This window comes from Shewanella sp. ISTPL2, from assembly GCF_013283205.1.
GTDB lineage: Bacteria > Pseudomonadota > Gammaproteobacteria > Enterobacterales > Shewanellaceae > Shewanella > Shewanella oncorhynchi.
In genome coordinates, this window is record NZ_JAAPAV010000001.1 from 4,856,901 (window position 1) to 4,882,805 (window position 25,905).

General features: G+C 39.8%; 25 protein-coding genes. 18 read left to right on the top strand and 7 right to left on the bottom strand.

All coding sequences use genetic code 11. The features are described 5' to 3' along the window. Positions 1 to 44 precede the first annotated feature (44 nt). Complete coding sequence (locus tag HUB64_RS21670) at positions 45 to 1,310, bottom strand: HAMP domain-containing sensor histidine kinase (RefSeq protein ID WP_105250667.1); 1,266 nt, start codon at positions 1,308 to 1,310, stop codon at positions 45 to 47. Then, positions 1,282 to 1,950 carry a response regulator transcription factor gene (locus HUB64_RS21675; RefSeq protein WP_131525518.1) on the bottom strand — a complete coding sequence of 223 codons (669 nt, stop codon included), beginning with the start codon at positions 1,948 to 1,950 and terminating at the stop codon, positions 1,282 to 1,284. The genes HUB64_RS21670 and HUB64_RS21675 overlap by 29 nt, the downstream gene beginning before the upstream one ends. 86 nt (positions 1,951 to 2,036) lie before the next feature. On the opposite strand from HUB64_RS21675, the gene HUB64_RS21680 reads away from it, so the two are divergent. After that, on the top strand, positions 2,037 to 3,329 hold the full coding sequence (locus HUB64_RS21680) for a DUF5666 domain-containing protein (RefSeq protein ID WP_173497852.1): 1,293 nt from the start codon (positions 2,037 to 2,039) through the stop codon (positions 3,327 to 3,329). Positions 3,330 to 3,366: 37 nt separating this feature from the next. On the opposite strand, the gene HUB64_RS21685 is transcribed toward HUB64_RS21680, so the two are convergent. The 4 genes from HUB64_RS21685 to HUB64_RS21700 form a co-directional block, all read right to left on the bottom strand. Beyond that, positions 3,367 to 5,337: a methyl-accepting chemotaxis protein gene (locus HUB64_RS21685; protein ID WP_173497853.1), complete on the bottom strand. Its 1,971-nt coding sequence runs from the start codon at positions 5,335 to 5,337 to the stop codon at positions 3,367 to 3,369. Between the two features lie 128 nt (positions 5,338 to 5,465). Further along, positions 5,466 to 6,782, bottom strand: a complete 1,317-nt coding sequence (envZ, locus tag HUB64_RS21690; protein WP_173497854.1) for a two-component system sensor histidine kinase EnvZ — start codon at positions 6,780 to 6,782, stop codon at positions 5,466 to 5,468. A gap of 42 nt (positions 6,783 to 6,824) precedes the next feature. Then, positions 6,825 to 7,550, bottom strand: coding sequence for a two-component system response regulator OmpR (gene ompR / locus HUB64_RS21695; protein ID WP_006079507.1), 726 nt, complete (start codon positions 7,548 to 7,550; stop codon positions 6,825 to 6,827). Between the two features lie 472 nt (positions 7,551 to 8,022). Continuing rightward, positions 8,023 to 9,105, bottom strand: coding sequence for a hypothetical protein (locus HUB64_RS21700; protein WP_173497855.1), 1,083 nt, complete (start codon positions 9,103 to 9,105; stop codon positions 8,023 to 8,025). A gap of 298 nt (positions 9,106 to 9,403) precedes the next feature. Between HUB64_RS21700 and HUB64_RS21705 the strand changes: the two genes are divergently transcribed. The 4 genes from HUB64_RS21705 to HUB64_RS21720 all read left to right on the top strand — a co-directional run bounded on the left by HUB64_RS21705 (position 9,404) and on the right by HUB64_RS21720 (position 14,800). After that, entirely contained in the window at positions 9,404 to 10,858 is a 1,455-nt protein-coding gene (locus HUB64_RS21705) for a WH2 domain-containing protein (protein ID WP_173497856.1), read from the top strand. A gap of 517 nt (positions 10,859 to 11,375) precedes the next feature. Next, entirely contained in the window at positions 11,376 to 11,927 is a 552-nt protein-coding gene (locus HUB64_RS21710; protein WP_173497857.1) for a winged helix-turn-helix domain-containing protein, read from the top strand. Between the two features lie 396 nt (positions 11,928 to 12,323). Further along, positions 12,324 to 13,700 (top strand): hypothetical protein, encoded by a 1,377-nt coding sequence (locus tag HUB64_RS21715; RefSeq protein ID WP_173497858.1) that lies wholly within the window; start codon positions 12,324 to 12,326, stop codon positions 13,698 to 13,700. Positions 13,701 to 13,933: 233 nt separating this feature from the next. Beyond that, positions 13,934 to 14,800, top strand: a complete 867-nt coding sequence (locus HUB64_RS21720) for a hypothetical protein (protein WP_168826328.1) — start codon at positions 13,934 to 13,936, stop codon at positions 14,798 to 14,800. Positions 14,801 to 15,040: 240 nt separating this feature from the next. On the opposite strand, the gene HUB64_RS21725 is transcribed toward HUB64_RS21720, so the two are convergent. Next, complete coding sequence (locus HUB64_RS21725; RefSeq protein ID WP_173497859.1) at positions 15,041 to 16,135, bottom strand: YopT-type cysteine protease domain-containing protein; 1,095 nt, start codon at positions 16,133 to 16,135, stop codon at positions 15,041 to 15,043. A gap of 565 nt (positions 16,136 to 16,700) precedes the next feature. On the opposite strand from HUB64_RS21725, the gene HUB64_RS21730 reads away from it, so the two are divergent. The 13 genes from HUB64_RS21730 to HUB64_RS21790 all read left to right on the top strand — a co-directional run bounded on the left by HUB64_RS21730 (position 16,701) and on the right by HUB64_RS21790 (position 25,885). Then, the gene (locus HUB64_RS21730) at positions 16,701 to 16,979 is read left to right on the top strand and encodes a hypothetical protein (RefSeq protein ID WP_014620520.1); all 279 of its coding nucleotides are present in this window, start codon (positions 16,701 to 16,703) and stop codon (positions 16,977 to 16,979) included. A gap of 43 nt (positions 16,980 to 17,022) precedes the next feature. Further along, complete coding sequence (locus tag HUB64_RS21735; RefSeq protein ID WP_168826332.1) at positions 17,023 to 17,718, top strand: EscR/YscR/HrcR family type III secretion system export apparatus protein; 696 nt, start codon at positions 17,023 to 17,025, stop codon at positions 17,716 to 17,718. Positions 17,719 to 17,725: 7 nt separating this feature from the next. Beyond that, on the top strand, positions 17,726 to 18,403 hold the full coding sequence (locus HUB64_RS21740) for a type III secretion system apparatus protein VscT2 (RefSeq protein ID WP_242068364.1): 678 nt from the start codon (positions 17,726 to 17,728) through the stop codon (positions 18,401 to 18,403). Then, positions 18,396 to 18,683, top strand: a complete 288-nt coding sequence (locus HUB64_RS21745; RefSeq protein WP_168826336.1) for a hypothetical protein — start codon at positions 18,396 to 18,398, stop codon at positions 18,681 to 18,683. Before HUB64_RS21740 ends, HUB64_RS21745 begins: the two co-directional genes overlap by 8 nt. Continuing rightward, a complete protein-coding gene (locus HUB64_RS21750; RefSeq protein ID WP_168826338.1) occupies positions 18,673 to 20,136 on the top strand; it encodes a secretin N-terminal domain-containing protein in 1,464 nt (487 codons plus the stop codon). The genes HUB64_RS21745 and HUB64_RS21750 overlap by 11 nt, the downstream gene beginning before the upstream one ends. A 2-nt stretch (positions 20,137 to 20,138) precedes the next feature. After that, a complete protein-coding gene (gene vscN2 / locus HUB64_RS21755) occupies positions 20,139 to 21,401 on the top strand; it encodes a type III secretion system ATPase VscN2 (protein ID WP_168826340.1) in 1,263 nt (420 codons plus the stop codon). Further along, positions 21,355 to 21,750, top strand: a complete 396-nt coding sequence (locus tag HUB64_RS21760; RefSeq protein WP_173497860.1) for a hypothetical protein — start codon at positions 21,355 to 21,357, stop codon at positions 21,748 to 21,750. Before vscN2 ends, HUB64_RS21760 begins: the two co-directional genes overlap by 47 nt. Before the next feature lie 4 nt (positions 21,751 to 21,754). Then, entirely contained in the window at positions 21,755 to 23,407 is a 1,653-nt protein-coding gene (locus HUB64_RS21765) for a hypothetical protein (protein WP_173497861.1), read from the top strand. Continuing rightward, positions 23,394 to 23,627, top strand: a complete 234-nt coding sequence (locus HUB64_RS21770; protein WP_173248286.1) for a flagellar biosynthetic protein FliQ — start codon at positions 23,394 to 23,396, stop codon at positions 23,625 to 23,627. The genes HUB64_RS21765 and HUB64_RS21770 overlap by 14 nt, the downstream gene beginning before the upstream one ends. A 40-nt stretch (positions 23,628 to 23,667) precedes the next feature. Continuing rightward, positions 23,668 to 24,042, top strand: coding sequence for a hypothetical protein (locus tag HUB64_RS21775; protein WP_173248284.1), 375 nt, complete (start codon positions 23,668 to 23,670; stop codon positions 24,040 to 24,042). A gap of 541 nt (positions 24,043 to 24,583) precedes the next feature. Further along, positions 24,584 to 24,862, top strand: coding sequence for a type III secretion system inner rod subunit SctI (gene sctI, locus HUB64_RS21780; protein ID WP_263162474.1), 279 nt, complete (start codon positions 24,584 to 24,586; stop codon positions 24,860 to 24,862). After that, positions 24,862 to 25,407: a type III secretion protein gene (locus tag HUB64_RS21785; RefSeq protein WP_173248282.1), complete on the top strand. Its 546-nt coding sequence runs from the start codon at positions 24,862 to 24,864 to the stop codon at positions 25,405 to 25,407. Before sctI ends, HUB64_RS21785 begins: the two co-directional genes overlap by 1 nt. After that, positions 25,394 to 25,885: a regulator gene (locus tag HUB64_RS21790; RefSeq protein WP_173248280.1), complete on the top strand. Its 492-nt coding sequence runs from the start codon at positions 25,394 to 25,396 to the stop codon at positions 25,883 to 25,885. The genes HUB64_RS21785 and HUB64_RS21790 overlap by 14 nt, the downstream gene beginning before the upstream one ends. The last annotated feature ends 20 nt before the right edge of the window (positions 25,886 to 25,905 follow it).

Here is a 25,905-nt window from a genome sequence, read left to right on the forward strand (position 1 = left end):
TCAGAATTTGCTAAAACGAGGTCATTTATCCAAGCTAACTTCAGTTAATGGGCATTATCTATAAACTGAACATAAGCCTGATAGCTAGCACCATCGTTTTGGGTTGAAAATGCCCAGCCCATTCGCTCGCAAATACGTTCAATAATAATTAATCCGCAGCCATAGCCTGATGTATCAGTACTTTGAGTGCTTAGTGGATTCAGTATCCATAATTGGTTGCTTTGCATCGTAATTTCAATGTTTCCGGCACTGTAATTGAAAGCATTTTTAATTAAATTACCTATCACTATGTCAATAAAGCTCAGTGGCGCCTTGATGCTCAAGCAATCTTTAAGCGTTAAGCTGTAGGTGATTTCTTGCTTGGCAAAATGCTGCGCCATTTCAGCTAAAATGTGTTCAAGGCGTGGTGCTAAATCAATTTGGCTGTAGTGCTGGGATTCAATGTCTTCTTTTCCGAGAAGTAAAAAGGCCTCGGTGAGCGTTTTCATTTGATGCCCTGCGTAATCAATACGTGTAATGGCTTTTTTGACCATTAATTGTTGAGCCTCGGTTGTCGCATTGGGGATTTTTTTGAGCAATTCTACCGAACCTTGGATCACCATAATGGGCGTGCGTAGTTCATGGGAGGCAAAACGGCTAAATTCTTGTTCCCGAGTGAAGTAGGCGGCAATTTTAGCTTTGTTGCTTAATAGGGTTTGCTCAATCTGGCGGGTTTCACGGTATGAAGTACTCGGTGTTGATGTCGGTCTTTTTGGTGATAGTTGATTGATTTTATTTTCAATCTCAGCAAGTGGACTGGATAGCAGACGTACAAAATACAATCCATACGCCATGATAAACAGGAGCAAACCGATCCCCATAATAGAGATCAAAATGTGCATTCTATCTTCATAGCTATCAAGGAAATCGTCCGCGTCATCCTTATAAACCACATACAACAGCCCTTGCCCAGAAGGATGAGCGGATATTAAAAAGTGTTTATCTTCGTCACCCAGTTGATGTTCGTAAAATCCGGTATTTTGATAAGGTTGCAGCCAAGCTGGTACAAACTCTTTGCTCCAATATGTTTTCAATTCATTGATATCGGGGAGCTGTGCTTTATCACCAAACCTTTGATAATTCTTTAGATATTCGCGAGTCTCTGTGGCCAGCGTTTGCTCGAGGCTAATCTTCTCAATTTGTTCTTCGGCGATATAAATGAGGCTCCAAAAAATGGCAAACATCAAGCTAGTTAATACTAAAAAAGTGAGGCGGATTTTTTTATATAAACTCGGAAAATACTCAGGGGATAAGTCGGTAACCTTGGCCATGGATAGTCTCTAATTTTGAGTCTGAAAAACCTTTATCGAGTGCACTGCGTAAGCTGTATATGTGGCTGCGAAGTGAGTCACTCGAAGGAGCATCATCTCCCCATACTGTATCTACCAATTGCTCTTTACTCACGATAGCGGGCGCATGTTTTAGTAACAGTGAAAGAATGGTGCGCTGAATTTTACTGAGCTTAATTTCTTTACCAGCACGGGTAACTTGATGGGTTTGTAAATTTAAACTGATATCACTGAAGCGCAAAATACCCACATCTAAACGTGGGCCACGATTATGCAGTGAATGTAGTCGTAAGCATAATTCTTCCATCGCGAAAGGTTTATTTAAAAAATCATCCCCACCTGATGTAAAAGAATCAATTTTATCCTGCAAACTGTCTTTGGCGGTTAAAAATATAATCGGTGTATTACAATAAATTTCTTCACGCAGTTTTTTGACCGTATTAATACCGTCTAATTTGGGCATCATAATATCCATTATGATGACATCGTAATGGTTTTGTTGAATTAAATTGATTGCACTTTCCCCGTGATATGCACAGTCGGCAATAATACCCTCTAGGGTTAAATAATCCATGATTGTTTCAATAACATCATGATTATCATCAACAATTAATACTTTCATCGGTTAATTCATTTCTTCACATTTGCTTGACGATCTTCATACTAAGATGCCCAGCACTGATTTAACAAGACATAATAGGGAAGAAAATGAATAAACTCTTAGTCTGTATTACGGCCATTTTGCTGGCAGGTTGCGGTGGTAATGATTCATCAACAGATACCTCTAAACCCGATCCTATCGTTCCACAACCTACGTTACCCGCAAAAATTAACGGTACAGTAACAAATATTGCTTCTGACAATAATTCGATTACGGTCAACGGATATAACGTCAATATCGCTAATGCTAAGATTCACTATGGACAACAGCCGTTAGAGGTTAATGCCATTCAAATGGGGATGAGGGTCAAAATTGATAATGAAGGCCAACAGGCTAAAAATGTCATATTAGATCCAAGCCTCGTGGGTGAAATCAGTTCCGTTAATCAAAATACTATTGCCGTTAATGGGATTAATTTAGTCGTTAAACCAGCGGACGCGACCCAGTATAAAGTAGGCGATTGGGTGGCGGTAAATGGTTATCCAACGGCAATGGGAGAATGGCAGGTTAATTCTATAAACCTTATCCCCAATTTTGCGTTTGCTGAAATCGAGGGACGTGTCTCTGGATTAAACAAGGCCACGCAACAATTCAATATCGGTTCGGCAGTGGTTAATTATGCCAACGCACGTTTAGAAGGCAGCTTACAGGAAGGCGCATGGGTTGAAGTGGAAGGCCAGCAAAGTGGTGCTTCATTTTTGGCCTCTGAAGTCGAGGTGGAAGATACGGCGTCTTTTAACGATATGGAGCTAGAAGGGACTATTACTTGGGTCAACCAAGATAAGACGCAGTTTGAGCTTAATGCCCGTACTCGACTCTATGTTACTACAAATACTCAATTTGAAGATGGCAAGCAAGCTAACTTGGTTGAAGGCAAGCTAGTCGATGTAGATATTCAATCTATGCCGCAGGGTTTATGGGCCAGAGAAGTTGAATTTGAAACATCACATGATAATGGCGGGATACCTCCAGCCTTAGGTAAAAAGTTCGAGCTAGAAGGTCTGGCGACACTGACTACCAATAATCAGCTACAAATTAATGGATTTACATTTGATATTGATACCAGAACTCAATTTGATGATGGTTTAACCTTAGCGACACTTGACCAAAAATGGATTCAAATAGAAGGTGTTGAACTCGCAGACAACCAGTGGTTAGTGAAAGAAGTTGACCTTGAAGTGCGAAGCAATGAGCTTGATTTGTCGGGTTTAGTGATGCAAAAGACCTTGTGGGGCTATCAAGCGACTGATGCTTCATTAACGCCATTTGAAGGCAAATGGGTTGATGTCGAATGTCAGTTCGATGGCTCTAATATCCACAATTGTCGAATCGATGATTAAACACAAATAGAGAAATTAAGTGAATAAACGTGCGGTTTTAGGCCGCACGGTTTATTTGGCTTTGCCCAATCCCCAAGCTGGTTTCAATATCTTCTACACTCTGCTGTACTTCTTGGGCTATGACCTCACTCTGCAGTGAACTGGTTTGCGCTTGTTCTTTTAAACTATCCATAGTGCGAACAAATTCATCGAGATAATCGACTTGCTCTTTGGCATTGAGCGAGCCTTGTTTGGCGGTATTAGCCATTTCACTTGCTTGGTTTTGCACTGTTTGCGCCACTTGCCACAGACTCTGAGCACGCAGTTTCTGGCTGCTGGTGGCCTGTGCTATGCCATCGACACTCTCACTGAGGGCATGATTTGATTGGGTCAGTTGTTGCAGAATTTTCACGATCTCATTCAAAGACACTTGGGTGCGTTGGCTTAAATTACGCACTTCATCGGCCACCACGGCAAAGCCGCGACCTTGCTCGCCAGCCCGCGCAGCTTCGATGGCAGCATTAAGGGCGAGTAAGTTAGTTTGCTCGGCAATATTGCCAATCACATCAATGATTTTCGATACATCCGTCACTGAGTTATTTAGGCTTTCAAGGGACGAATGGCACAGACCGACCGCGGTTTGTGTTTGCTCGGTCGCGCTCAATACCGCCTCTGCTTGTGCTTGACTCGACTGCATTTGGCGCATGGTTTCGGCTGCGCTGTCTTCCACGAGTGCCGAAGTGTGGCTCACCTCATTGGCGAGGCTGCGGATATGCTCGGTCTGTGTTTGCGTATCGGCCACAATCGTTTGGGTGTGCTCTGTGTGTTGTGATAGCTGAGTAATGCGCGCCACCAGTTGGCTTAATGATTGAGAAACCTTCGTGATTTGCTGGCGCTGTGCCTCGTCTTCCTGTTCAAACCTGTGCAGTAACTGGTTGAAATGACCTGCGATTTGGCCCGTCTCGCAGCGACGATTAATATCTAAACGCTCGCGGCTGTTCGATTCGCTTAATTTCATAAAAGCTTGGTTGAGACGTTTTAGCGGTTTGACGACACGATTTTGCTGCAGGATTAAATAACCAATCGCAAACAAGGCCATGATGGAAACCATGGTGTAGAGGATTAGCTGTAACTCATATTTCAGCTGCTGGTTCTTTGCTGCCTGAGCCTCACCTAAACCAATAAGCTGTTGTTCCACATTGCTAATCGCTTGAATGAGTTGATCTTGCATCTCTTGGTTGGTTTGCAGTAATTGGTGGGTATTGGCGACTTCTTTGTTGTATCGATTGGCGAGACTGAGCAGTTCACTGCGGTCACTCTCGCCTATTTCAATTTGTTCCGGTTCGCTGGCACCGAGTGCAAATTCATCTGCTTCTTGCTGTTCATATACGCCGATTAACGGCAGTGCGCTGAGGGAGTCGTGCCACGTATTTAGCTCTTTGCTGGTGCTATCTAAAATACCCTTGAGCTGCTGATTTTTACCGATCAGATAACCATCGGTCAGTTGGGAAAGTTGGTAGACGATAGAAGGTAAATCGCGGCTCAATTGCAGATATTGTTCGGCGACCGCCGCATTTGTGGCTAAGCCTTTATCGGCATAACTGCCCAGACGACGGTTATAGTCGAGCATTTCAGATTCGGCGTGGGCCAGCAGTTGCCTAGGGTTGCCAGCGAGTTTACCCGCGGCGCGGTACTTGGTATCTAAATCTTGAATGAAGCCGCTGAGACTTGCTTGCAAGTCATTATCGGTAGCGCCCATGGTAGCGAGATTAAGCTCTGTAAGCTGGTTCTTAATGGCGCTGAGTTTGGTTTTCGCTTGTTCCAGTTGGCTAGCGTTGCCGCTCGCGAGGTAGCCGTCGAGATCGCGGCGTACACCGACGAGGAAGTCTTCTTGTATGCTTTGCAGTGTGAGTGTTTGCTGCTCAATTTGTTGCCGCTGATCACTGCTCCACAGCACTACGGCTGCTAGCAATCCCGCGAGCAATAACAACAGGGCAGAAGCAGAAAGCGACAGCGTTGAAATTTTCATTTTGCAATCTTCATAATGGTCAGAGCCAGTAACTGTGCTGAGTTTATGAATTTAAGGTGACATTAATATGACAAGTGCTCACTTGGATGTCAGCGTTGTCATTTGATTTGCAAATATGTGATCTCGCGTTATTCCAGCGGCAGCCACACTTGGGCTTTTAAACCGCCTTCGGCGCGGTTGGAGAGGGTAATTTGCCCTTGGTGTCTATCTATAATCCGTTTGATAATGGCGAGGCCTAGGCCCGAACCAACACTACCACGGGCGATATCACCTTGGGTAAAGGGTTGAAATAATTTGGTAATTTGCGACTCATCGATCCCTGGGCCGTTATCTTCAACGCTAAAACCGACACGCTTGCCATCGAACTGTGAGCTAATGCGGATCCAGCCAGAACCATAGCGAAAGGCATTTTCGACTAAGTTACTCAGTACCCGCTTGATGGCAATCGCTTGGAATTGGGCTTCGGGGCAGTCAGTTAACACCACTTCTATTTCACCGGCGCGATTGGCTTCTGCTTGAGCGACATCTTGAATGAGTTTATTGATTTGACCTAGCTCACGGCTGGTTTCCTGATCTTGGCGAATATACGCAATAAACTGGCTAATGATGGCGTCCATATCTTCGATATCGTTGACTATGCCATCTTTAAGATATTGATCTTCCTCAACCATCATCTCTGAGGCGAGGCGAATACGGGTGAGTGGCGTGCGCAAGTCGTGGGAGATCCCTGCCATCAATAGCGCTCTGTCCTGCTCCAGTTGCTTCATGCTGTGTGCCATCTGGTTGAAAGCATTGGTAACTTCGACAATTTCACTCGAACCTTTTAGCGGCAAGGGGTCGGGAAATTCACCGCGGGAGACTGAAATCGCGGCTTTTTGTAGTCGCCTAAGTGGGCGGTTTTGCTGGCGAGCAAACCACCATCCCCCAGCGACACTGAGTGCGCCAATCACCATTAAATAAAGGGTGAGTGGCGAAAGATCTGAAACATTTTGGCCGATAAGTGGCACTTTTATCCAAATAGAGGGCGCCTGTGGTGGACGGATCCAAATCTGTAATACGCTGCCATGGGTGACGCGGACTTCAGCATCGCCGCCAAGATATTCCGACATCTGCGATGACCAGAAACCATAGTAAGTGGCTTGCTCAATACCCGCTTCATGCGCTTGCTGTTGATTGTAGATTTTCATGCCATCGTCGTGGACTTTGGCATTAAGGGCATCGACTATGGTTAAGTGTTCGCGGCCAATATCTATGCCGTCGACAAACAGTAATTTGACTTGGCGAGCGATTAACTGATTGATTTGTTGGTAACTTGGCTTAAGTACATAGACGGCGACCGTGACGTAAGACACCAGCTGATTGATCAGTAATAGGCAACCAATCAGCATCACGGTTTGACTAAATGCGCTGCGAGGAACAAACCGCCACCAAAACTTAGGTTTCATCGTGGGCTCAATAACCGCAGTAGATTAAGATGGCGGCGCGGCTCATCGACGCGCTGCGCCATCGGGCACAAACACATAACCTAATCCCCACACCGTTTGAATGTAGCGCGGATTCGCAGGGTCTTTTTCGATTAAACGCCGCAGACGTGACACTTGCACGTCGATGGAGCGTTCTAGCGCCGAATAATCGCGGCCACGGGCGAGGTTCATCAATTTATCCCGAGACAAGGGCTCGCGTGGATGGGTAACGAGCACTTTAAGCACGGCAAACTCACCGCTAGTGAGTGCGATGGATTCGTCGCCGTGGTACATCTCACGGGTCGCTAAATCTAGCGAGAACTCACCGAAGCTAATCTGTGCTTCCTGCTGAGCGGGCGCACCGGGCACATCTTGGGTTTGGCGACGCATCACGGCTTTGATCCGTGCAAGTAATTCCCGTGGATTGAAAGGTTTTGGCAGATAATCGTCAGCACCCAACTCTAAACCAATAATACGGTCGACTTCATCGCCCTTGGCTGTCAGCATCACGATCGGAATGGGGTTACCTTGCTGGCGCAGTCTACGACAGATAGACAGGCCGTCTTCACCGGGCAACATCAAGTCGAGCACGAGTAAATGGAAGTTTTCGCGTTCTAATAGGCGGTCCATCTGCTCGGCATTGGCCGCGCTGCGCACCTGATAACCTTGCTCCATCAGGTAACGCTCGAGTAACGCTCGCAGGCGCATATCATCATCGACGACGAGGATTTTCGAGGTTTCTTGTCCCATGGGATGTCCTTTAATTGCTCAGATTGGTGCTTATTCTACTGACGAGAAACAGTTAAGATTAACCAACTGGCTGAAATTGAAAACGAATCTGCCTAATATAGCCGCATTCAACCAAGGCGACTAGCTCACCTTAGTAACTTGAATGCGATAAATGCTGACATTGATTGCCCAATGTTAATACTAAGCAAATGAAATTGCATGGGAATACTCGCGTTTATTCACGCTATAGCTGAAATTGTAACTAAATTGGCATCAGCAAAAGAGGTGATTTAAAAGCCATTATGCACAGAGATGATTTAGTGGATAGAAATAGTACACATACTTTGATGAATGTACTATTTGCACGTTCAGCTCATAAAGTCATCACAGAACTAAGAACCGTTGTTAGCTCCATAACCATAAAAAGTGGTTATGGAGCCATCTATGGAAATAGAGCTCCAATCATTGATTGTTACAAGCGGTTTGAGACAGGTTACTTCCAATTAATCATATCGATTAAGGGCGTTGAATCGCTATTGGTTCCTGGACACTTAAGTAATGCTCCTGCTGTCGCTTGGTACTCAGGCTTGATGTGCTCTTGTATCCAGCCTTGAGCTCTTATTAGATCCTTACCCATGAGCCCGAAAATACGTTGTGGGTTTACAACTGGGGCATTTGGGAAGAAGTCACCGCTAGTGGCTTCAATCATGCTCAATAAAATGGCGTAGTTATCGTGGTTTTGGTCTGCGAGTGGATCCCCGTTTAAAATCGCATTTGTTAAATGCGCTGTGGTGTACTCTGGCGTGCAGACAATACCATTCTCGCCATCGTTATAATCCGCCGCGACCAGATTTTCCACATCAATATGATGCACATGGCTGCCTTTATAGGTTAGATTTTCAGGTTTAATATCGTGCAGGAATATCTCCTCGCTATGTAAGGAACATAAATCTTCTAAGAGTGATTTAAAGTGAATTAAGGGAATCTTGTCCCCTTGTTCAATTAATTGCGCTACTTCAATGCCACCATTATGGGCAATCATGGTCGAATCGTTTACATAAATAGAAGGACAAATTGAAGGATGCGATCTAAGTTGGTTCATTGCTAATTGGTTGTATTTATTTTTATCTATATCAAACGTGTCATTATGAATATGTAATTGCACAAATTGACTATCTTGGCGTACTAACTGTTTGTAGGTTCCTTTCCCAGCAGGTTGAAACTTAGTTGGTGTTTTTGCGACTAATTCGGTTTGTGCATTATAGAAGTAGCTACGTCCTGCCTTAGCATTTGTGAGTGATTTTATACCTACTGTATTGAGCTCTTTTTCAGCTTTTTTTTGTTGATAAGAGCGATAACTTTTTTGTATTAGCTGAGCCGCTTCGATTTTCACTCGATGGAGAGATTTTTTGACATTGTTGATCTCTGCGAATGAACTTATCGTTTTCACAGGCTTTAGCGTATCAGCTCTACGTTGGGAAAGTTTTACGATATTGAGCGTGTTAGGTATAGCTGCGAATTGATTGTAGCTTTTATAGCTGGAAAAATTAGAATAATTGCTTGTATGAATAGGCATTATCAAATCTCTGAATGGAATATTAATACTAAAATAAATGAAAATTTTATTAATGGTTAATGGCAAATGATGAATAAAAAATGATTAATTTACTTGAGCAATCCTAATTTTTAACTAACTAGTGATTACTTTTTACCTGTCTAAATAAACAGAGTGATTAAGTCATTCCAGTTTTACTCAGAATATTTCAGACAAAGTCTGTGTGTCCCCTTTCTACTTATTTATATAGTGATGGAGTAGATAATTAATTGCTCACATATTTCAAACACTAGTGAGCCTATGACCAGAGGAGTACCGGATGCCAATTTCCAATCACATCATCAATCCACCTTCATCAGATATCAAGAGTGAGGGCGTCAGTAACGCCGCAACTGATAAACTCGAGATTAAGCAGGTGAGTAATAGGCCTAGTATAAAAAAGCGTTTTTTATCGCTGTTTCAATCTATCCGTCTTAAATCTCGCTCGAAGAATGGCAAAGAAAAGTCAGTTGCGAATAAACCGCTTCAGTTAGCCAAACCAGCCCAAGTTGCCAAAATGGCAGTTACAGCGCCGCAGCAAAATGCGGATTCTAGACTGTCATTAATGCAAGCGATTCGTGATGGCGTTGAGTTGCGATCGGTAACGGCAGATCAGAAAGCGCGACCTGTGACGCCCAATGCCGATACTTCATTTTTACAAGAAGTATTGAAAAAAATGCAAGACGCTCGGATGGTTTTATCCAGCCAAAGTACTGCACCATCCACAGTGCAAGGAGATATTCAGCCTCCTGTCGTATTAACTATGGCAAGTGGTACATTGCCACCGCCACCGCCACCGCCACCTTTGCCGCCACCGACTCCGATCCTGCCAGTAGGTGCGATGGCAAGTGACGTGGTTGCGCCGTCAGGTGGAGGAAAGGACGCTTTGCTAAATGCAATTACAGGTTTCAATAAAAACAACCTTAAAAAAGCAGTTACTGGAATCAAAAATGATGATGTTCAGGCACCTGTAACAAAAAATGAGCCCATGGATGAACTCTACTCTGATGAATTACTTAAAACAGCGCCCAATATGAATCAAGCTAATAGAGAGTTGCTCTGCCAACAAATTAGTGATTATGTTGTCAATGCTATGGAGGTTAATTGGGAAGGCATTTTACTCGATCAATATGGGCAGTATGCGGATATTGATGCGTTAGAGGCGGCAATGAACGGGCAGTCTAAATCGATTTCAAGTTATTGGGCCGAAGTGAAACGTTTTCCTGATCTATGGAAGCGAGCCGATGTTGTGTCTGATCAGCCTTTCCAGACGCAGCGTAAAGGTGTTGCCACTGAAACGATGAGTCGCCTCGATTCAGGAAAAACACGGCTTTTCCGCTCGGATAGTAGCCGTGGCGCCATTGAGATGAAAAAAGGGGAAGCCATTTTAGATGGGGCTCGTCGCACAGCCAATCAACTGACGACAAATGAAGAAAAATTGAATTTACTAGGTAGCAATTACCGTCAGTCAGCACTCAAAGTTCTTACAGAAATGCCTTTTATGGAAGGATTCGCTACTAAGAATGGTAAAGATGCGCAGGCAAAATTGGAAAAGCAATTCATGGAAAACATCCATGGAGCCGACAGTCTTAAAGCAGATATATCAAGATTTCTATCGATTCATATGAAAACTGGATTTGAAGACTTTACCTTTTTAGGACAGGAGGCTTTGGTCAAAAAACAGAGTGAGTTAATAAAAACATTACAATTAAAACTGGGTTATTCTAACAGTTAAGCTAAAAATAGTAAGTCGGGTCTAAGTAGATATTTTGGGCCTGGCTTATGACTTAATGTATATAGATTTGTAAACATAAACATATGTGTACACATTAATAAATTAAGTTTCAACACTAAACTTTCCTAAAGGTAAATTTTTAATTTAAAATAATTAAGGTGAGTATAATAAAGTGTGTCATATTTTAAAGTATGAATATTTAGGTTTTTGTTAGTTATATTCTCTGGGGTTCCCGTAGTTCCTTATCACCTTCTAAGCATATCAGCACAATGTACTGTAATCTTAATAATTAGTATTTACATTCGGCAGCTTGATACATTTGGTTTCGTTTGTTTTTCCATTGTTTTCAAAGCTGCAAAAGGTCCGCACCTTGTTTTTTGAGTGTGTTTTTTTCGATTTTTTTCTGGTTAATTCATCTTTTTTTGGCGATTTTTTATTACTTTATTCTGAAAAAAAGACCACAATGTAACTCTGAGTTAATTTTGTGATGAACGAGTAATTCTTAGGAGGAATAGCAATGGCAAGAAACTATGCGTTAGGAAATCAGATGGTTTTTGATGTGCTTAAAAGACAGGTTAGCACTGAGGATAATGTAGTTAGCATAGGTGGACGTGAGGCTGTAATATTAAAACTACTATGTGATCATGTAAATGAAGTTGTAGGTAAGGAGTATATACAAGAAAAAGTTTGGGGTAAGGTTTTCGTGAGTGAAACATCATTGACCAAAGCCATTTCTAATTTAAGAAAATCTCTTGCGCAATTTGATAACTTAGCGTGCGAAATAAAAACCATTTCTAAAGAAGGTTATATACTGATTCTGGATGAAAGTGTTTCAGGCGTTTTAATTGAAGAGGAATATCCGATTTTTGAGATAAAGAATATTAAGCAGAGTCGTAAAGAATCCTTAAGTAATATCAATGTTTCTCCATATTCAATCGAACGAAATTTATCAATTCGTACTGACATACCAATGAGAAATATATATTTTTTATTGGTATGTTTTTTCTCTGCTCTTCTTGCATCTATGTTAACAGTAGGAGCAATAGTCGTTTTCAATAAGTTTTTTTAAAATTATATTTCACGTAAATTTAAACTTATGCGTGCCAAGATTCATATTGGTTGACTTTTGTTTTTTAAAATAATAGTTGATTCAATCTAAAAGATTTTTAGTGTAATTTTTCACGTTCAAATTCAACCTTGAAACGAAATGAAATCATACGCAAGATTGTCTTAAATATTCTACTAGTATTCTATAATTTATGGGCTTCTCTACAGAGATTTGAGCCAAGGATAAGGCTTTTTTTGCTCCTTTAAAGTCACTTTTACATCTTGGTATAAGCGCGACTGTTGGTTGTTATACATGTCGTTCGGTGATAGTTATTTTTTACGGATTTTTTCATAAGTAATCTGGTGATATTGATGTGCAGGATGATGGATAATTAAAGCTCAACCTCTAGGAGATATTATGCTTTCATTAAACAAACTAGCTGCATGCGGACAGACTGAAACATCTGAAATCATGGATAAAAAAAATATTGATTTAGATGTCAAAAAAATTTCCCACATTGAGAATAAAGATCCCATTGTTTCTTTAAGTAAATTGTTGAGTCCAAAACCTTACCAAAAAGTAAAAGTAGAACTAAAAAGCGGCAGTGAAATTTTTTCTTCTTTAATTAAAAATAAATTAATAAATGGTAAAAGTACTGCTTCTGAACGGGCTCTCGATGCAATGGCATCTAGTTTAACTAATATTCTTAATACGGCAACAGATGATGTAGATCTAAGTGGGAAGAAGGTATATGTGAAAAACTTTCTTCAATGCGATCAAAGTAAGCCTGTCAAAGTGACATCTGATCAATTTACATTAGTGCATAAAGCAGAGATCTTTTCACGGTTATCAGTATGTTTTGATGGGTTTATGAATTCTAATCAAAGTGAGTTATCTGAACGTTTGAACACAATCAGAGACAAATTATCAAAAAATGAAAAATTGAATGAAAGTGAAGAGAAACACTTATTTGAAAAATTAACTAAAGATGCATTGAAGGACACTCAAGGTAATAACCTTTATACAAACAAACTCTTGAAACCAGAAAATTTAGTGTTAGAGTTTCCTGGTGATGCTGCGGTTGTTAAAAATGAAACTGAAGCAAGAAATAATAAGATATTAGTTGAGAATTTTGGCTTTCCTAGCAGCCTTTTAGATAGACCAAGCGCTAAGCTCCATGAAACCTATGCATTAAACGCATTTATGAGTGAAAAAGGTGAGCCAGTTGATTTAGGTCAGCTTTTTGGTGGTGCCTTGCAAGGTATTATGCGGGACCCTGTCGATTCCAGTAAAAGTAAAAGTGGCTTATTTAATGAGGGGATTTTAGCTTCTGGGGGGTTACATTTTGATTTTAAGCCTAACGAAAAAATGTATCAAAATAATATCGATACGTTAGGCCAAGATATACTTGATTTAGCTGTAAACCTCAATATGGATAATTTCAGCCGTCCTGATATGGAGGGTTTCACTGCAGGTGTATCTGGAAATGCTCTGCATTATACCATTCAGACAGCTAAACTCTGTCGTGCCACCAATGCTACATTTAATTTCGAACAAGTGCTTGATGTATGCTTAGACCACTTAGTTGGTGATAGCGTAAAGCAGCCTGTGCATCATAGTTTACCTGAAGTGATACAGGGGGCATATATAGCCAATATGCTAATAAATAAAGGTGTATTGGATAAAAATGATAAAATTATGAAGCATGATGAAATGTATAGTAGTTTAAAGAGTGCCATTTCTGATGCAGATAAAAAAATCACAGACTTGATGGCAACGACTTATCGTAGGTAATGAGTTTGTCTCTGGCATTAATTGATATCACAATGTCTCAGTGTTAATAAAAAACCACTTTTAAAAGTGGTTTTTTATTGCAGATGTTATTTAAGATGTGGTTAATGTTTTTATATTTATAAACTAAAGCCATTTGTAGTATGAGAATAATATTAATGTATATTTTGCATAGTCATTGATTGCATTCTTCGTGGAAGATGGTGTGCTTTTCATCAACAAATTTAGAGGTGTATATGTCACTTATTATAATTCCTTCCCTTCGAGAAAAGCTTGGGTTAAATATATCATCGAGTGAATTAAAAAAGTTGGATGTAAAAAGTGTTCGTAATGTGGATATTTTACGCTTAAAGCAAACTTTGATAAGGAGCCTGAATATACAAAAAAGGGAAGTAATAGCCACATTTTTAGCTAAGCTAGCTACACCACAAAAACTACTACTACCAAGACCAAGGTTGAAGCCACAACTGCAGCATGAAGTTCTGCCATTGCATCTAGCACTGTCAAGTCATGTTGACTCAATAAACATCCGTCATCCAGAAACAATATCTCAATTAAAAGAGGAGGCTAAGGCGGGAAAATATGAAAAATTTGAGGGGACAAATCGAGAAGTATTTATCGATAAAAAAACAGGGAGAGGGTATAAGATCTTTAAACAAGATAGTACGTGGGGAGCGTTAACTAATGCCGACTTAAGAGTAAATGATGTATATCGTAATCATAATTTCTATGATGGTAAGTATGCAATTTTTGCGAACAATGACCTTATTACTATGAGGGATGATAGAGTATGTGGCTCTCCACGAGTAAGAGTGTTTACTTTTCAAAAAATACCAGGTGCAAAGCATCTAGATAATCATGAAAAAATTCCATATTCAGTGCTGGTTATGATGGAACAAGCAGGTTTTAGACCTTTTGATGTAAAGCCTGATAATTTTATGAAAGTCAAAAATTCACATGGAAGATATGACTATCTGCCTATTGATGCAAAACAGATAGGATTAACGAGGAGCAATAGCGAACGCTCTAGGGAGGTTCGTGAGTTTAAGCAACAACATGGTCCTTATTATTATGGTCAACGTTATGTTGATTATAATAAATAAAACTCATTAATTTGAATAGTCATTGGGTATTGGTTAGTGTTAAACGGCTGGACAAAAATGGTCGGGAAGTGAATGGTTACTCAATATCCTCACTATAAAGCTGCGAGCAACCAATTGAAGTGAAAAAGGCTAGGTTAATATTTCTCCATTAAGAGTTGCAGATAGTGGAGGTCGCAATGACGACCTCCTTCTTTGAAAAGTGGATTTTACTGGGAAATCAGAGAAATGTTCGGAGCTATGCTAATTATTTTCTTCAACTGCAGTTAATATTAAGTCTTGATCCAGCTTTAAGTCTGTATATATTCTGGTCGATGAAGTCAGAATAAATGACTTCATTTTTTCTGACGTTGAAAAAGAAAACTCTCCAAGATTAGGATCGAAATATTTGTACTGTTTCGCTTGGTCGTCGATAAATGCTGCGACTTCATGTCCATAACCTTTATTTTTGGGAGAAAGACCCAATAAATGGAAACCTGCCTTTTTTATATTAAGGTTTGTTTCATTTTCCGAGACAGCTAACCCACTAGATTGCAAATATGATGCTACTTCTTTGTTTATTTTTAGGTTAACAACTTCTTCTAAACCCTCTTTTGTGTCCATATCATTAAAAAAGTGAACACCCTGATGTTTGTCAGCACACCATTTTATGGCGAGCGTTGAACATAGCCCATCTTTACCTACTTGAATATTCTTCAGTATGCTCGATTGATCCCAAGTGACATCAAGACATCCACCGAAATAATTGGCAAGCAGTTGTTGATTTTGTGGTAATGAAAAAAGTATCGAGAGAATTTTTTTAGTCGCGTTAGGTTTTAAAGCTTCATCAAGTTGACCACGATTTTCATATTTTTTGAAAATGCCATCAACCACACTATTATCTGAGAAGCTTGCTCTTATGAATTCAAATAATTCTCGATAATTGCTAGGGAGAGTGGTCAGCTTAACCCCTACGAGCTGGAAATCTCTAATGATAGCAGATTGGCCAATCGTTTTATCATTAGTCTTATGAATGATGCTTGCAAGCCGTTTATCTTTATTGAATGCTTTTAATACACTTTTCGTTAATCCTTTAGTACTAAGTGTTGATACTTCATTTTTTATTTCTTCTCGTTTTACATCAAAAATTCGACCATATTTTGCATCACTAATTTTATCCTTCAATATTATAACTTTTTCCCGTTTAACAGGCTTTTTTGTTACTAATAATGTTTTGTCTAACCGAGAAATGTCGACTTTATTAATGCTTTTCACATCTATATTTTCAAGATTACTCAATTCGATCGATGAAACACTTAATCCAAGATTAGATCGTATTGAAATTGGAACAAGAGACATAGACACCTAAAATTTTAATTGCAATATTTATAGTGAATATTAGTATATTTAGTTAGATATAATTGTAAGATTGTTTATGAAATATTAAGGCAAAGGTTACCATGCAAGTCTTATGAGTTTAAATTGTCGATTCAACATATAAATGACTATAAGTCATGCAGCTTGATTTAACTTAAATGTATGGGAAGAGATAATATCTATGCAGAATGTTCGGCGCGGCCTACAGCTTAAAGGTTCAGAAGATACAGGTCATTGTGATTTACGGTAATTTGATTTTTTAAAAAACCATATTAATCAGTGGTTTTTGGCCGTGTTCAACAGACGCGCAAAGCGCCAAGGATAAATTAATACATTAGCTGATTGTGCTTTTAATGAGCTTTTTCCGTGTTTTATCAGAAGTTTTCACTGGCTTGGCCTGGCGCAGATGGCTTATATTTTGCGCATTCTAGAGCTATCTAGAAGTTTGTGCATGTGTGCATGTATGTAAAATTAAGTAGGCATGTTAAGTATAAGTAGGCATGTTAAGCATTAGAAATAAACGTATGAATAACTAGGGATGTATTAAATGGCTCAACAATTATCAACTGGGTATATAAGTGGTGTTTTTGGCGGTTTAGTTAATAATGCCGACGATAAGGTCAGTACATTCATTACCGATCATACTGGAAGTGTTGATAAAGATGGAAAATTTACACCAGATAAAGATGGTACACTTATTTTGAGTGCATCTGATTCTTTATCGCTACAACAGTTAATGGCAGATCAAAGCATTACCGCTCAAACCTCAACAACTACATTAAAATCAATTAAAGACTCTATTTCTGCAGCGGCAAGAAACATTTAACTTTAATTTTATAATGCATTATGGGCAATAGAGAGTGCTATAGATGTTGCAATTATTGAATCCAGATAATGCATTTTCAGGAGCAAATTTAATTTTGCTCCTGACTCTGATCTTGTTGTCTACCGTCTTTTTTATCTGTTTCTCTGGATATGTTAAATATAATATTGTACTTAACATCATTAAAAATGCGGTGGGTACACAACAAATTCCACCTACAATAGTAGTGAATTTACTTGCGGCATTAATGGCGCTTAATAGTATTTGGCCTGATATAAAACCCGGATTAGAGAGGGTTAAGCCATATTTTATTGAGCAGATTAATGGAGGAATAGACCCTGACGTCTTGCAATCATCCTCCCTATTTGAGGATAAAAAGCCAGAACAAGTGACTATGTATTATCTGGTCAGCAATGTATTTGAGTTTTTCCCTGAACTGTTGGCGAGGGCGCAGCGTAAAACTAATGAACTAACTGGCATTATTGACATTCCACTTAATTTTGACTCAGGGAGTGATACACTAAAATATTTTCTTGGTAATCTGATTTTAGATTTGTATCAAGGTTTCGAGTTTGGCCTAAAGCTATACATGATATTTGTGAGTATTGATTTTTTAATTGCCGTGATTCTCAGTGGTGTAGGTATGACTATGTTATCACCGACGGTAATATCGACACCTGTAAAACTCGCAGTATTTTATTTTTCTGATAGTTGGACTATTTTATTTAGAGCACTCCAGTGATATGGACATGCTTTTATTTCCTAACTGGCTGTTATTTGCAGGATTATTTTTATTTTTAAAAATTTATAATCCAACACGTCTTTATCTTGATAATTCGACGGCACTTGCTATTGCTGTTGGACTTGCAATTGTTATAGATTCTAGTGATTTAGGAAATATTCCAACTCCTTTTTGGGTATTAAGCGTTATTATTTTTGCTATGTTTTCATCTGTACCTTATTGGCTCAGTGGTATGGTTGGCAGTGTTATACAACAGTTATTATTGCTTAACGAACAGTCTGTACAAGATAAACGTTTTACTGATGAGTCTGAAGCGCTATCTAAGATTAGCTCTTTGATGTTTTTGATGTATGCCTTGGACTCTGGTGTGGTTTTTAGACCTTTGCTGGCGGTGATCTCAGAGAATATTGAACAAGGTGCTAATGTTGGTTTTGATACTTTGTATTTTTACATCACTGATAGCTTAACTATGATGGCTATGGTGACTGGTAAATACATGGTTCTGTTGTTGTGTATTACTATTTGTTGTGGCTATGTTGACCTTTTTTTCAAAAAAGCTTCTTTATCTATTAGTACAACAGCAGATATTAAAGCTATCACCATGATTATTATTCTTAACCTATGGCTGTTACAAGATCAGTTTTATGTTTTTAAACAAATAATGAAAAAGGCAGGGTATGAGTAACATTAATTTATTGAATGTCACATTGAATAGTCAGCAAATTAAAACCACTTCAGAAAGGGATGCCCTTCAGTTTGAGTCAGAACTCAAAGCTGCTGGTGAAGTACATTTAAGTGAACAATTTTCCGATAGCCAAGTAAAAGTACACGCTAGTAAGCAAAATGATTATGTTACTGAAGAAGAGTTTACGATGAAAATAGTAGAGCAAGCCATTATTAATCAAAGTATCAGACAAATGAAAGTTAGTCAGGAACGTATGAAGGAGATACTTGATGAAGTCTAGAATCTTACTTATTTTCCTTTTGTTTACGGCATTTACTTGTCAGGCAAAGGTATTTATTAAGCAGTCTGATATCGATTTGAAAGGCGCCTTGGCGGCAATAGCTAAGGATATGCAGCTAAAGTTAGTTGATGATATTGAAGAAAAAAAGGCTAAACAGCCTATTACTCAAACACTCTCTGGTGACGGTCTCGATTTGTTGGACCAGCTTTCTGATGTTTATGATTTTGATTGGTATGTATATGGTGGGACACTAACGGTTCACTCTGGTCAGGCTTATATAAATCATGCATTTAAACCCAGAAATATTACACCAGCTAGCCTGCTTAAAGAATTAAAGAGTACGTTCAGAGCCAATAATACAACGAAAATTGAACTCGTGGGCAGTGGCAACTCTATCTTTATTTCAGGAACACGTAAGTTTGTTAATGACGTTGTTGTCTACTCTAATATGATTGATAAAAATCAGTTTTTAGAGAATGGTAATAATTTGGAATTGGCACGGATCGAGTTTGATTATATATCTGTTATGGATCGCCAAATTGATTCATATGACGGTAATGTTATTTTTCCTGGTGCGCAGTCTTTAATCTCATCGGCAATTGAGAAAATTGGTCAGTTTGAGAATATTAGCGATGGAGAAATGGTTAAGCGCGCTTATAAACTAAAACTTAACCAAAATGATAAACAACAGCTTGAAGAGGATGAGTTTACCTCTAAAGTCCAGGTATTACCTGGAAGTAATGCATTGCTAGTTCGTGGTACCCCTGAGGAGATCCAGTTAGCTAAGCGTATTGCCACTCTTATTGATGTTAAACGGCAGCAGTTGCTATTTTTCCTTCGGGTTTATGATGTTTCGGTAGAACGAACTGAAGCACTAGGTGTTAATAGTTCATGGTTGAATGGCAGTCGAGGTCTGTACGATATTATCGTTCCACCCTTTACGGATACAGTAGATTTTTTCAAAAATTTTCAAGCTTTGTATACTAATAATATGGCTAGAGGAGTATATGAAACTAATCTCTTAGTCTTAGAGAACCAGCAAGGGCATTTTGGTAAAAAAGAAACGGCTACAGTTGTACTTATATCTGATAAGCAAGTATCAACTCAAAAAATTGAGGCCGAAAATAGTTTGTATGTCACTGGCCGTTTATTGCCATCAGGAAAAGTGCAGGCGAAATTTAGCTATATAGAAGAGTCACTGAGTGATGATAAGACAGAAGGCGGAGCGACTCAGGCGCCTAGAGTTAACTCTCAATCTTTGACATCAGAAGTCTATATTGAACCAGGGCAGACCGTTATTCTTGGAGGATTTGACAATACAGTGACTGATAGTGTCGAGAGTGGTGTCCCTATCCTTTCAAGTATTCCTTGGTTAGGTGAATTATTTAAGAGTAAGAAGGAAACTAAACGTAAATATAAACGTTACGTATCAGTGTCATTTAAGGTTATCTAGTCATGATCAAACATTTTTTTAAGGTTAAAGAATCTTATCAAGATACAGTGATTTGTCATGTCAGTATAAATACTTTTGTGGGGCAGGAGTGCTTCATTATCACAGTCGCTAATGAGCGTATTCGTGGTGAGATAATGAAAATTACTGGTAAAAGAGTAGAAATTAAGTTGCTCCAGCCTGGGGCTATTCAACGGGGAAGTAAAGTTGAAATTACCCCACGGCGCTTCTGTTTCCCGCTGAATGAAACCGCTCTTATTGGTAAGGTCATTAATTGCTATGGCGAGTCATTGTATGGTGAACAATATTTGGGCGGTGAGGGTGATTACTATGATCTACCCATTATCGATAAGCCTATACCGCTTAATATTCGCGCACCAATCGACACTGTCTTTCCAACAAAAATTAAAATTATTGATGGCTTATTCACCATTGGAGTAGGGCAGCGTTTGGGCCTATTTGCCCCCGCAGGTGCTGGCAAAACTACTACGGTTTCGATCATGGCAAATAACATGGATGCCGATGTGGTGATTTTCGCCATGATTGGTGAGCGTGCAAGGGAGGTGGTTGAGTTTTTGGAGGGGGAGATTGGTCCTGCTGTGATTCAAAAATCGATCACTATAGTGTCTACATCCGAAGCAAATCCGTTGGAGAAAGTGAGATCGGGTTTAGTCGCTGTATCTATTGCTCGGCATTACATGGCTCAGGGCAAGAAAGTGGTGCTCTATTTCGATTCATTGACACGTTTTGCACGTGCACAAGCCATGTTAGATGGTACTCCCATCGAGGGCGGAATTCCGATCGGAGTCTCTTTGGCACTGTCACGACTGGTAGAGAATTGTGGTAACTCTATTCATGGCTCAGTGACTGGAATTTTTACGGTATTGATTGAAAAAGAAATTGATGAAGATCCTATTGCACATGAAGTTAAGTCACTGATTGATGGACATTTGGTCTACTCAACGACAATTGCTTCTACTGGCCGTTATCCTGCTATTGATGTACTAAAGAGCAAGAGCCGTCTACAAAATAAAGTTCAGGATCCTCAATATGTAAGTCTTTCTGAAAAGTTCAAAGATATGGTGTATCGCTATTTTAATGTTGAATTGTTAATCCGAGTCGGCGAGTACGAGAAAGGTAACGATTTGGCGACCGACGAAGCGATAGAGCGCTTCCCATATATCATGGAGTTTTTGAAGCAAGGTTACGACGGGGTCGAATATGAAGAAACCCTCCAAGCAATGGATCGAATTTGGTCAACTTATTGATGTAGTTGACATCAGAATTGGCAAGCAACAACGTAAATTAGCCAAACTAAATTTGAAGCATCAAGAGCTATTGGATTCGATAGAGGCCTCATGGGCATTAATCGCCAATGAGCAACAAAAGTTAAAAAGTCTAGTCGTTAAAGACGAATTAAATGGGCTTTCTCGTTTGTTTCAGCGAAGAGAAAGCGTTAAGTCTCATATCGAGTCTTTATTCTTCGATGCGTCTGTGACCCAGCAAAATGCTAATGAATTAGCTGCCGAGATTGCCCTTGTTATCGCTGAAAAGCGAAGGCAAGAAAAACGAAAGGACGCTTTAGCTGAGATCCAAGAACAGTTAAGAGATGAGTGACAAAATGACAAAGATGGATAGACTTGCCCCAGTTGCCCAAATAGCCTGTTTGAGCCCAGTAGAGAGCGAATTTGAACAGCTTTTGAATCTATCAAAACGGCAGGCTTCTTCTCATGATGCATCAACATTTGATGGTGAAAAGGAGGCCATTGAAAGCCATGAGGCTGAGCATGAAGAGGGTTTTATTTGGGGGCATGTTGTACCTGTCACGGCTTATGTACCACTTCGGCAGCATATATTTTCGGCGAGTAAAGCTATCAGAATCCATTCGTCTGATGCAGTTAGTGGCAGTCGGCTTAAACTCGAGACCAGTGAACCATTAGCAAATGTGGCTAATTTGCAGCGGCCTAGACGTGCAATACCAGTAGCGAATCATGTTCAATCTCAGTTAAAAGTGAGCAACACTGATGAGGTTGCGATGAATACCCAGGTGTCATCTTCAACGGTGCCAGTCAGCAAGTCTTTGAACACAGCTCAGTCAACAGTAGGTGCGGATAAGATTACGCTCCCTCTGAGGGCAAAGTCTGAACTTTCTCAGCCATTACTCAAGTCGTCACTAATAAAGCAACCTACTACGGCAATGGGGTTTGAGTCAGTAGTGAATGCTCAAGTGTTAGAGGCGCCTGTCGGCAAATCCTTGATAGTAGAGCGCCCAGTTGTGAATTCAGAACAGGCTACGCGCTCACTGACGCGATTACCTCAATCTATTGCGGCAGTGCCTCAACCGACTCAGTCGTCACCAATTAAGTCGCCACTAATAAGTCAGCCGCCCGCTGTTATCGGACGAGAGTCTGGCGCGAATGCTCAAGTGTCAACGACGCTGGTTGGCAAATCCTTGATAGTAGGGCAACCAGTTGTGAATTCAGAACTGGCTACGCGCTCACTGACGACACCACCCCAGTCTATGGCGGCAGTGCTTCAACCGACTCAGTCGTCACGAATTAAGTCGCCACTAATAAGTCAGCCATCCGCTGTTATCGGACGAGAGTCTGGAGCGAATGCTCAAGTGTCAACGACGCTGGTTGGTAAATCCTTGATAGTAGTGCAACCAGTTGTGAATTCAGAACAGGCTACGCGCTCACTGACGACACCACCCCAGTCTATGGCGGCAGTGCCTCAACCGACTCTGTCGTCACCAATTAAATCACCACCAATAAGTCAGCTGGCTGCTATGGAGGGGGAGTCTGGAGTGAATCTTCAAAAGCAATCAGAATTAACAGTTGCTCACTCTAATGTACCTGTTTTGGCTCGAGTACAGCGAGAATCGAATGCTAATAAAGGCTTATCCGCCGGAGAGAAGAAAGAAGACCCGGTTATTAAAGCTTTTGTACCAGTTCATTCAAATTTAGAAGTAAAGGAGGGAGGTCAGCACATAAATAAGGTTTTTATTGAGGAAAAATCTTCAGTTTTAGTAACTCAGATGGAATTACCAAGTCTAGGTTCTAAACTTGTGGCGATTGGAGCTGTGAGTGCAGGCATGACTGTCCAACCTGTATTGTCTTCGTTGATGCTGCATTACCAAATCGCACCCGAGTATTTTACCCAATATGCGCAATTGAACACCTATCGAGTATTTTTTCGCAATAAGTACTACGTATTCCAGTTTGAGGATAACAAAGTGACTAACTTTCTTGAGGATTATTATGACCGTCATTGATGTCACAGCGGCATGCTTAGACATTCTCAAGAGTGCGATTATTATTTTTTCGCTTAGTTTTGTCGTCACGGGAGTTATTGTCGGTCTGTTGCAAACTGTGTTTAGTGTGCAAGATCCAGGCTTACCTATGGCGGCTAAATTAGTTGTATTTATCGTTTTACTTACACAAGTTGGCGGTGGGATTTATGATCAATTCCATCTGCTTTTTGGGCAACTCTAACATTGAATAGTTAAATATTAACTTTTAAACGGAAGGTATTATGAAAAAACTCAGAGAAATTGTTTATAAAACACTCGTAGATGATTTTAATGTGTCACCAAGCTTATTATCTCGCATCGAGGGTGATGATCCTATCGCAATCGAATTGAATGGCGGAGAGGAGATATTTGTTTATATAAATGATAGAACATTGCAAACTTTTATTGAAATCCCCTTGCGTGATCAACGCATGCTTAAAAATAAAGCGCCTAAAATAATAGAGAGTCTCATGTCTGATGAAGACGTTTTCTTCAATATAAAGAAAGAGAAATTAACAGTAGTGACAGAATTTTCCGCAGATATCGCTAATGTAGAACGAGTGTTGGCCGGTAAGCTGAAACTGTTCAATAACATGGTTGCATATATCAAAGTCTAGCCAGTAATTTACATCATTATTCAGGAATGAAATTTCTGCAGTTGATGATTCAAGAGGAATGATTTAGTTAATTTTAATGTTCTTTCATTATTATCTGTTCATCAACTGTCTCCAGTATATCCGACTAAGCTGGCTCCATAATGCACTGAAAAAGTGGCTATTGATTCTAAATCCAACGCAACGCGTGTTCGTCATGTGACTAATGGTGTCATCTATAGCCCTTTTAGCAATCAATTGTCTACCCGATAAAGTATTAAGAATATTTATGTTGTAGGCCATAGCGAAGCTGTTCGACTACAAATGACTTACTTAGAGAAGGAAAGGTGTTGAAGTTTTGGGTAAAGCGTAAAACTGAAGCCGATAAATACTTTCCTAAAGCGCATATATTTGGATATGACGGGTTAGGAGTTTAACTAATAACTCGGGGTCTATTAATTAACTCATTGTATTAAAAAGTTATTTTTAAACTCGTGTTTTTTCACTTTGATTCCAGTTTGTTCATTTGCTTGCTAACGATGGCAGCGGTTAAATATCAAACATTGTGAAGCGTATTGATTTAAAGAGTTGTTTAGAAATGGTAGATCTTAATGTACAAGCGATACAACCTTCTGTATTTGAAGATACCTTTAATAATATTGGTGAAGGTTTTCAAGAGATTATGAATAATTTACAGAAGATAAATGATGGCAAAACGATTACCTTGCAGGATACGTTGGCCTTACAGCAATCGGTATTTCATTACAGCATGTATCAGGAAACAGTAACTAAAATTGCTTCGAAGTCTGCCACTGCAATAAATGATGTCATGAAGGCCCAGTGATGAAAAAACTGTACTGGATAGTTTTTCTTGTACTCTTTGGATGTAATGATCAGGGCCGAGTAGAAGTTGCCAATTTTGATTCCGCTGATGCAGCGAACAAAGTGGTTGTTCTGCTGGCCCGATATCAGGTTTCCGCTTCTTTATCTATTAGTAAGGATCGTCATCTTGTCTATGTTGATAAAGATCACTTAGCTCAGGCGAGAGAAGTGTTAACAAAATTCAATTTCTATTTTGAACGAGAAGATCTCAATGATCTGCTTGAGTCAAAATTTGCTAGCTTGAGTAAGTTAGAGATAGTGAAGGGAAACTTGCTTGAGAGCCGCGAAATATATAACAAAATTAGTGTTATTCCCAATGTGCTACGGAGCAGTGTTATCGTCACTGGGGAAAAAAATAAGCGAGTCTCGGTTATTATTTTTAGCTTTGATGAAATCGAACGTGAAAATAAGTTGAATATTGAGCGTTTTTTGAAAGGCTTAGTTTCAGAGTTGGATACATTAACTGTCAGTTATTTTTTTCAGAATACGGGTAATGAAAAAGTATAAAAAACTTCATCAAACATACTTACATTATTTACTGGTCAATCGGCGACTTTCCCCGGATCAATATAGTGTGCTTACAACACTAACCGAGAGTGAGGTACAGGTATGGTTTACACCTAGACGTTCAAAAATTACTGCTTTAGTGAAAGTATTGGGTAGCGTAGTCATATACCAAGCTCGCAAAGGTGACGCAAGTGATCGATCTTGGCTGCTGAGCAAGCAATATCTCAATCAAAGTCAATATCTCTGGTCAAGTACACTAGGAATTAAACTCGATTCTAATGTGTCAAAAAATATGTGCACCCAAAAACTTGGAGTAGCATTATTGGCTATTCACAATCCACGTCATGCCATCATTTGGGCTTTAAGACTAGGTATATCACTGCCAGAATCCATATTAGCAGTAAAATCTTCAACTAGACTTGATGCCTTTATCTTACAAGTCGCCAAGGATACAGATATCGAACTCAGCGGCGGGTAAAATAACCGTTAAAATTGGAT

Coding starts and splice junctions, on each gene's coding strand:
- HUB64_RS21680 (WP_173497852.1), top strand. CDS start 2,037: ATGAATAAACTCTTAGTCTGTATTACGGCCATTTTGCTGGCAGGTTGC.
- envZ (WP_173497854.1), bottom strand. CDS start 6,782: ATGAAACCTAAGTTTTGGTGGCGGTTTGTTCCTCGCAGCGCATTTAGT.
- HUB64_RS21670 (WP_105250667.1), bottom strand. CDS start 1,310: ATGGCCAAGGTTACCGACTTATCCCCTGAGTATTTTCCGAGTTTATAT.
- HUB64_RS21720 (WP_168826328.1), top strand. CDS start 13,934: ATGTCACTTATTATAATTCCTTCCCTTCGAGAAAAGCTTGGGTTAAAT.
- HUB64_RS21725 (WP_173497859.1), bottom strand. CDS start 16,135: ATGTCTCTTGTTCCAATTTCAATACGATCTAATCTTGGATTAAGTGTT.
- HUB64_RS21775 (WP_173248284.1), top strand. CDS start 23,668: ATGAAAAAACTCAGAGAAATTGTTTATAAAACACTCGTAGATGATTTT.
- HUB64_RS21740 (WP_242068364.1), top strand. CDS start 17,726: ATGCTTTTATTTCCTAACTGGCTGTTATTTGCAGGATTATTTTTATTT.
- HUB64_RS21730 (WP_014620520.1), top strand. CDS start 16,701: ATGGCTCAACAATTATCAACTGGGTATATAAGTGGTGTTTTTGGCGGT.
- HUB64_RS21735 (WP_168826332.1), top strand. CDS start 17,023: ATGTTGCAATTATTGAATCCAGATAATGCATTTTCAGGAGCAAATTTA.
- HUB64_RS21770 (WP_173248286.1), top strand. CDS start 23,394: ATGACCGTCATTGATGTCACAGCGGCATGCTTAGACATTCTCAAGAGT.
- HUB64_RS21675 (WP_131525518.1), bottom strand. CDS start 1,950: ATGAAAGTATTAATTGTTGATGATAATCATGATGTTATTGAAACAATC.
- HUB64_RS21685 (WP_173497853.1), bottom strand. CDS start 5,337: ATGAAAATTTCAACGCTGTCGCTTTCTGCTTCTGCCCTGTTGTTATTG.
- HUB64_RS21760 (WP_173497860.1), top strand. CDS start 21,355: ATGAAGAAACCCTCCAAGCAATGGATCGAATTTGGTCAACTTATTGAT.
- HUB64_RS21785 (WP_173248282.1), top strand. CDS start 24,862: ATGAAAAAACTGTACTGGATAGTTTTTCTTGTACTCTTTGGATGTAAT.
- ompR (WP_006079507.1), bottom strand. CDS start 7,550: ATGGGACAAGAAACCTCGAAAATCCTCGTCGTCGATGATGATATGCGC.
- HUB64_RS21745 (WP_168826336.1), top strand. CDS start 18,396: ATGAGTAACATTAATTTATTGAATGTCACATTGAATAGTCAGCAAATT.
- HUB64_RS21765 (WP_173497861.1), top strand. CDS start 21,755: ATGACAAAGATGGATAGACTTGCCCCAGTTGCCCAAATAGCCTGTTTG.
- HUB64_RS21750 (WP_168826338.1), top strand. CDS start 18,673: ATGAAGTCTAGAATCTTACTTATTTTCCTTTTGTTTACGGCATTTACT.
- HUB64_RS21715 (WP_173497858.1), top strand. CDS start 12,324: ATGCTTTCATTAAACAAACTAGCTGCATGCGGACAGACTGAAACATCT.
- HUB64_RS21700 (WP_173497855.1), bottom strand. CDS start 9,105: ATGCCTATTCATACAAGCAATTATTCTAATTTTTCCAGCTATAAAAGC.
- HUB64_RS21705 (WP_173497856.1), top strand. CDS start 9,404: ATGCCAATTTCCAATCACATCATCAATCCACCTTCATCAGATATCAAG.
- vscN2 (WP_168826340.1), top strand. CDS start 20,139: ATGATCAAACATTTTTTTAAGGTTAAAGAATCTTATCAAGATACAGTG.
- HUB64_RS21710 (WP_173497857.1), top strand. CDS start 11,376: ATGGCAAGAAACTATGCGTTAGGAAATCAGATGGTTTTTGATGTGCTT.
- HUB64_RS21790 (WP_173248280.1), top strand. CDS start 25,394: ATGAAAAAGTATAAAAAACTTCATCAAACATACTTACATTATTTACTG.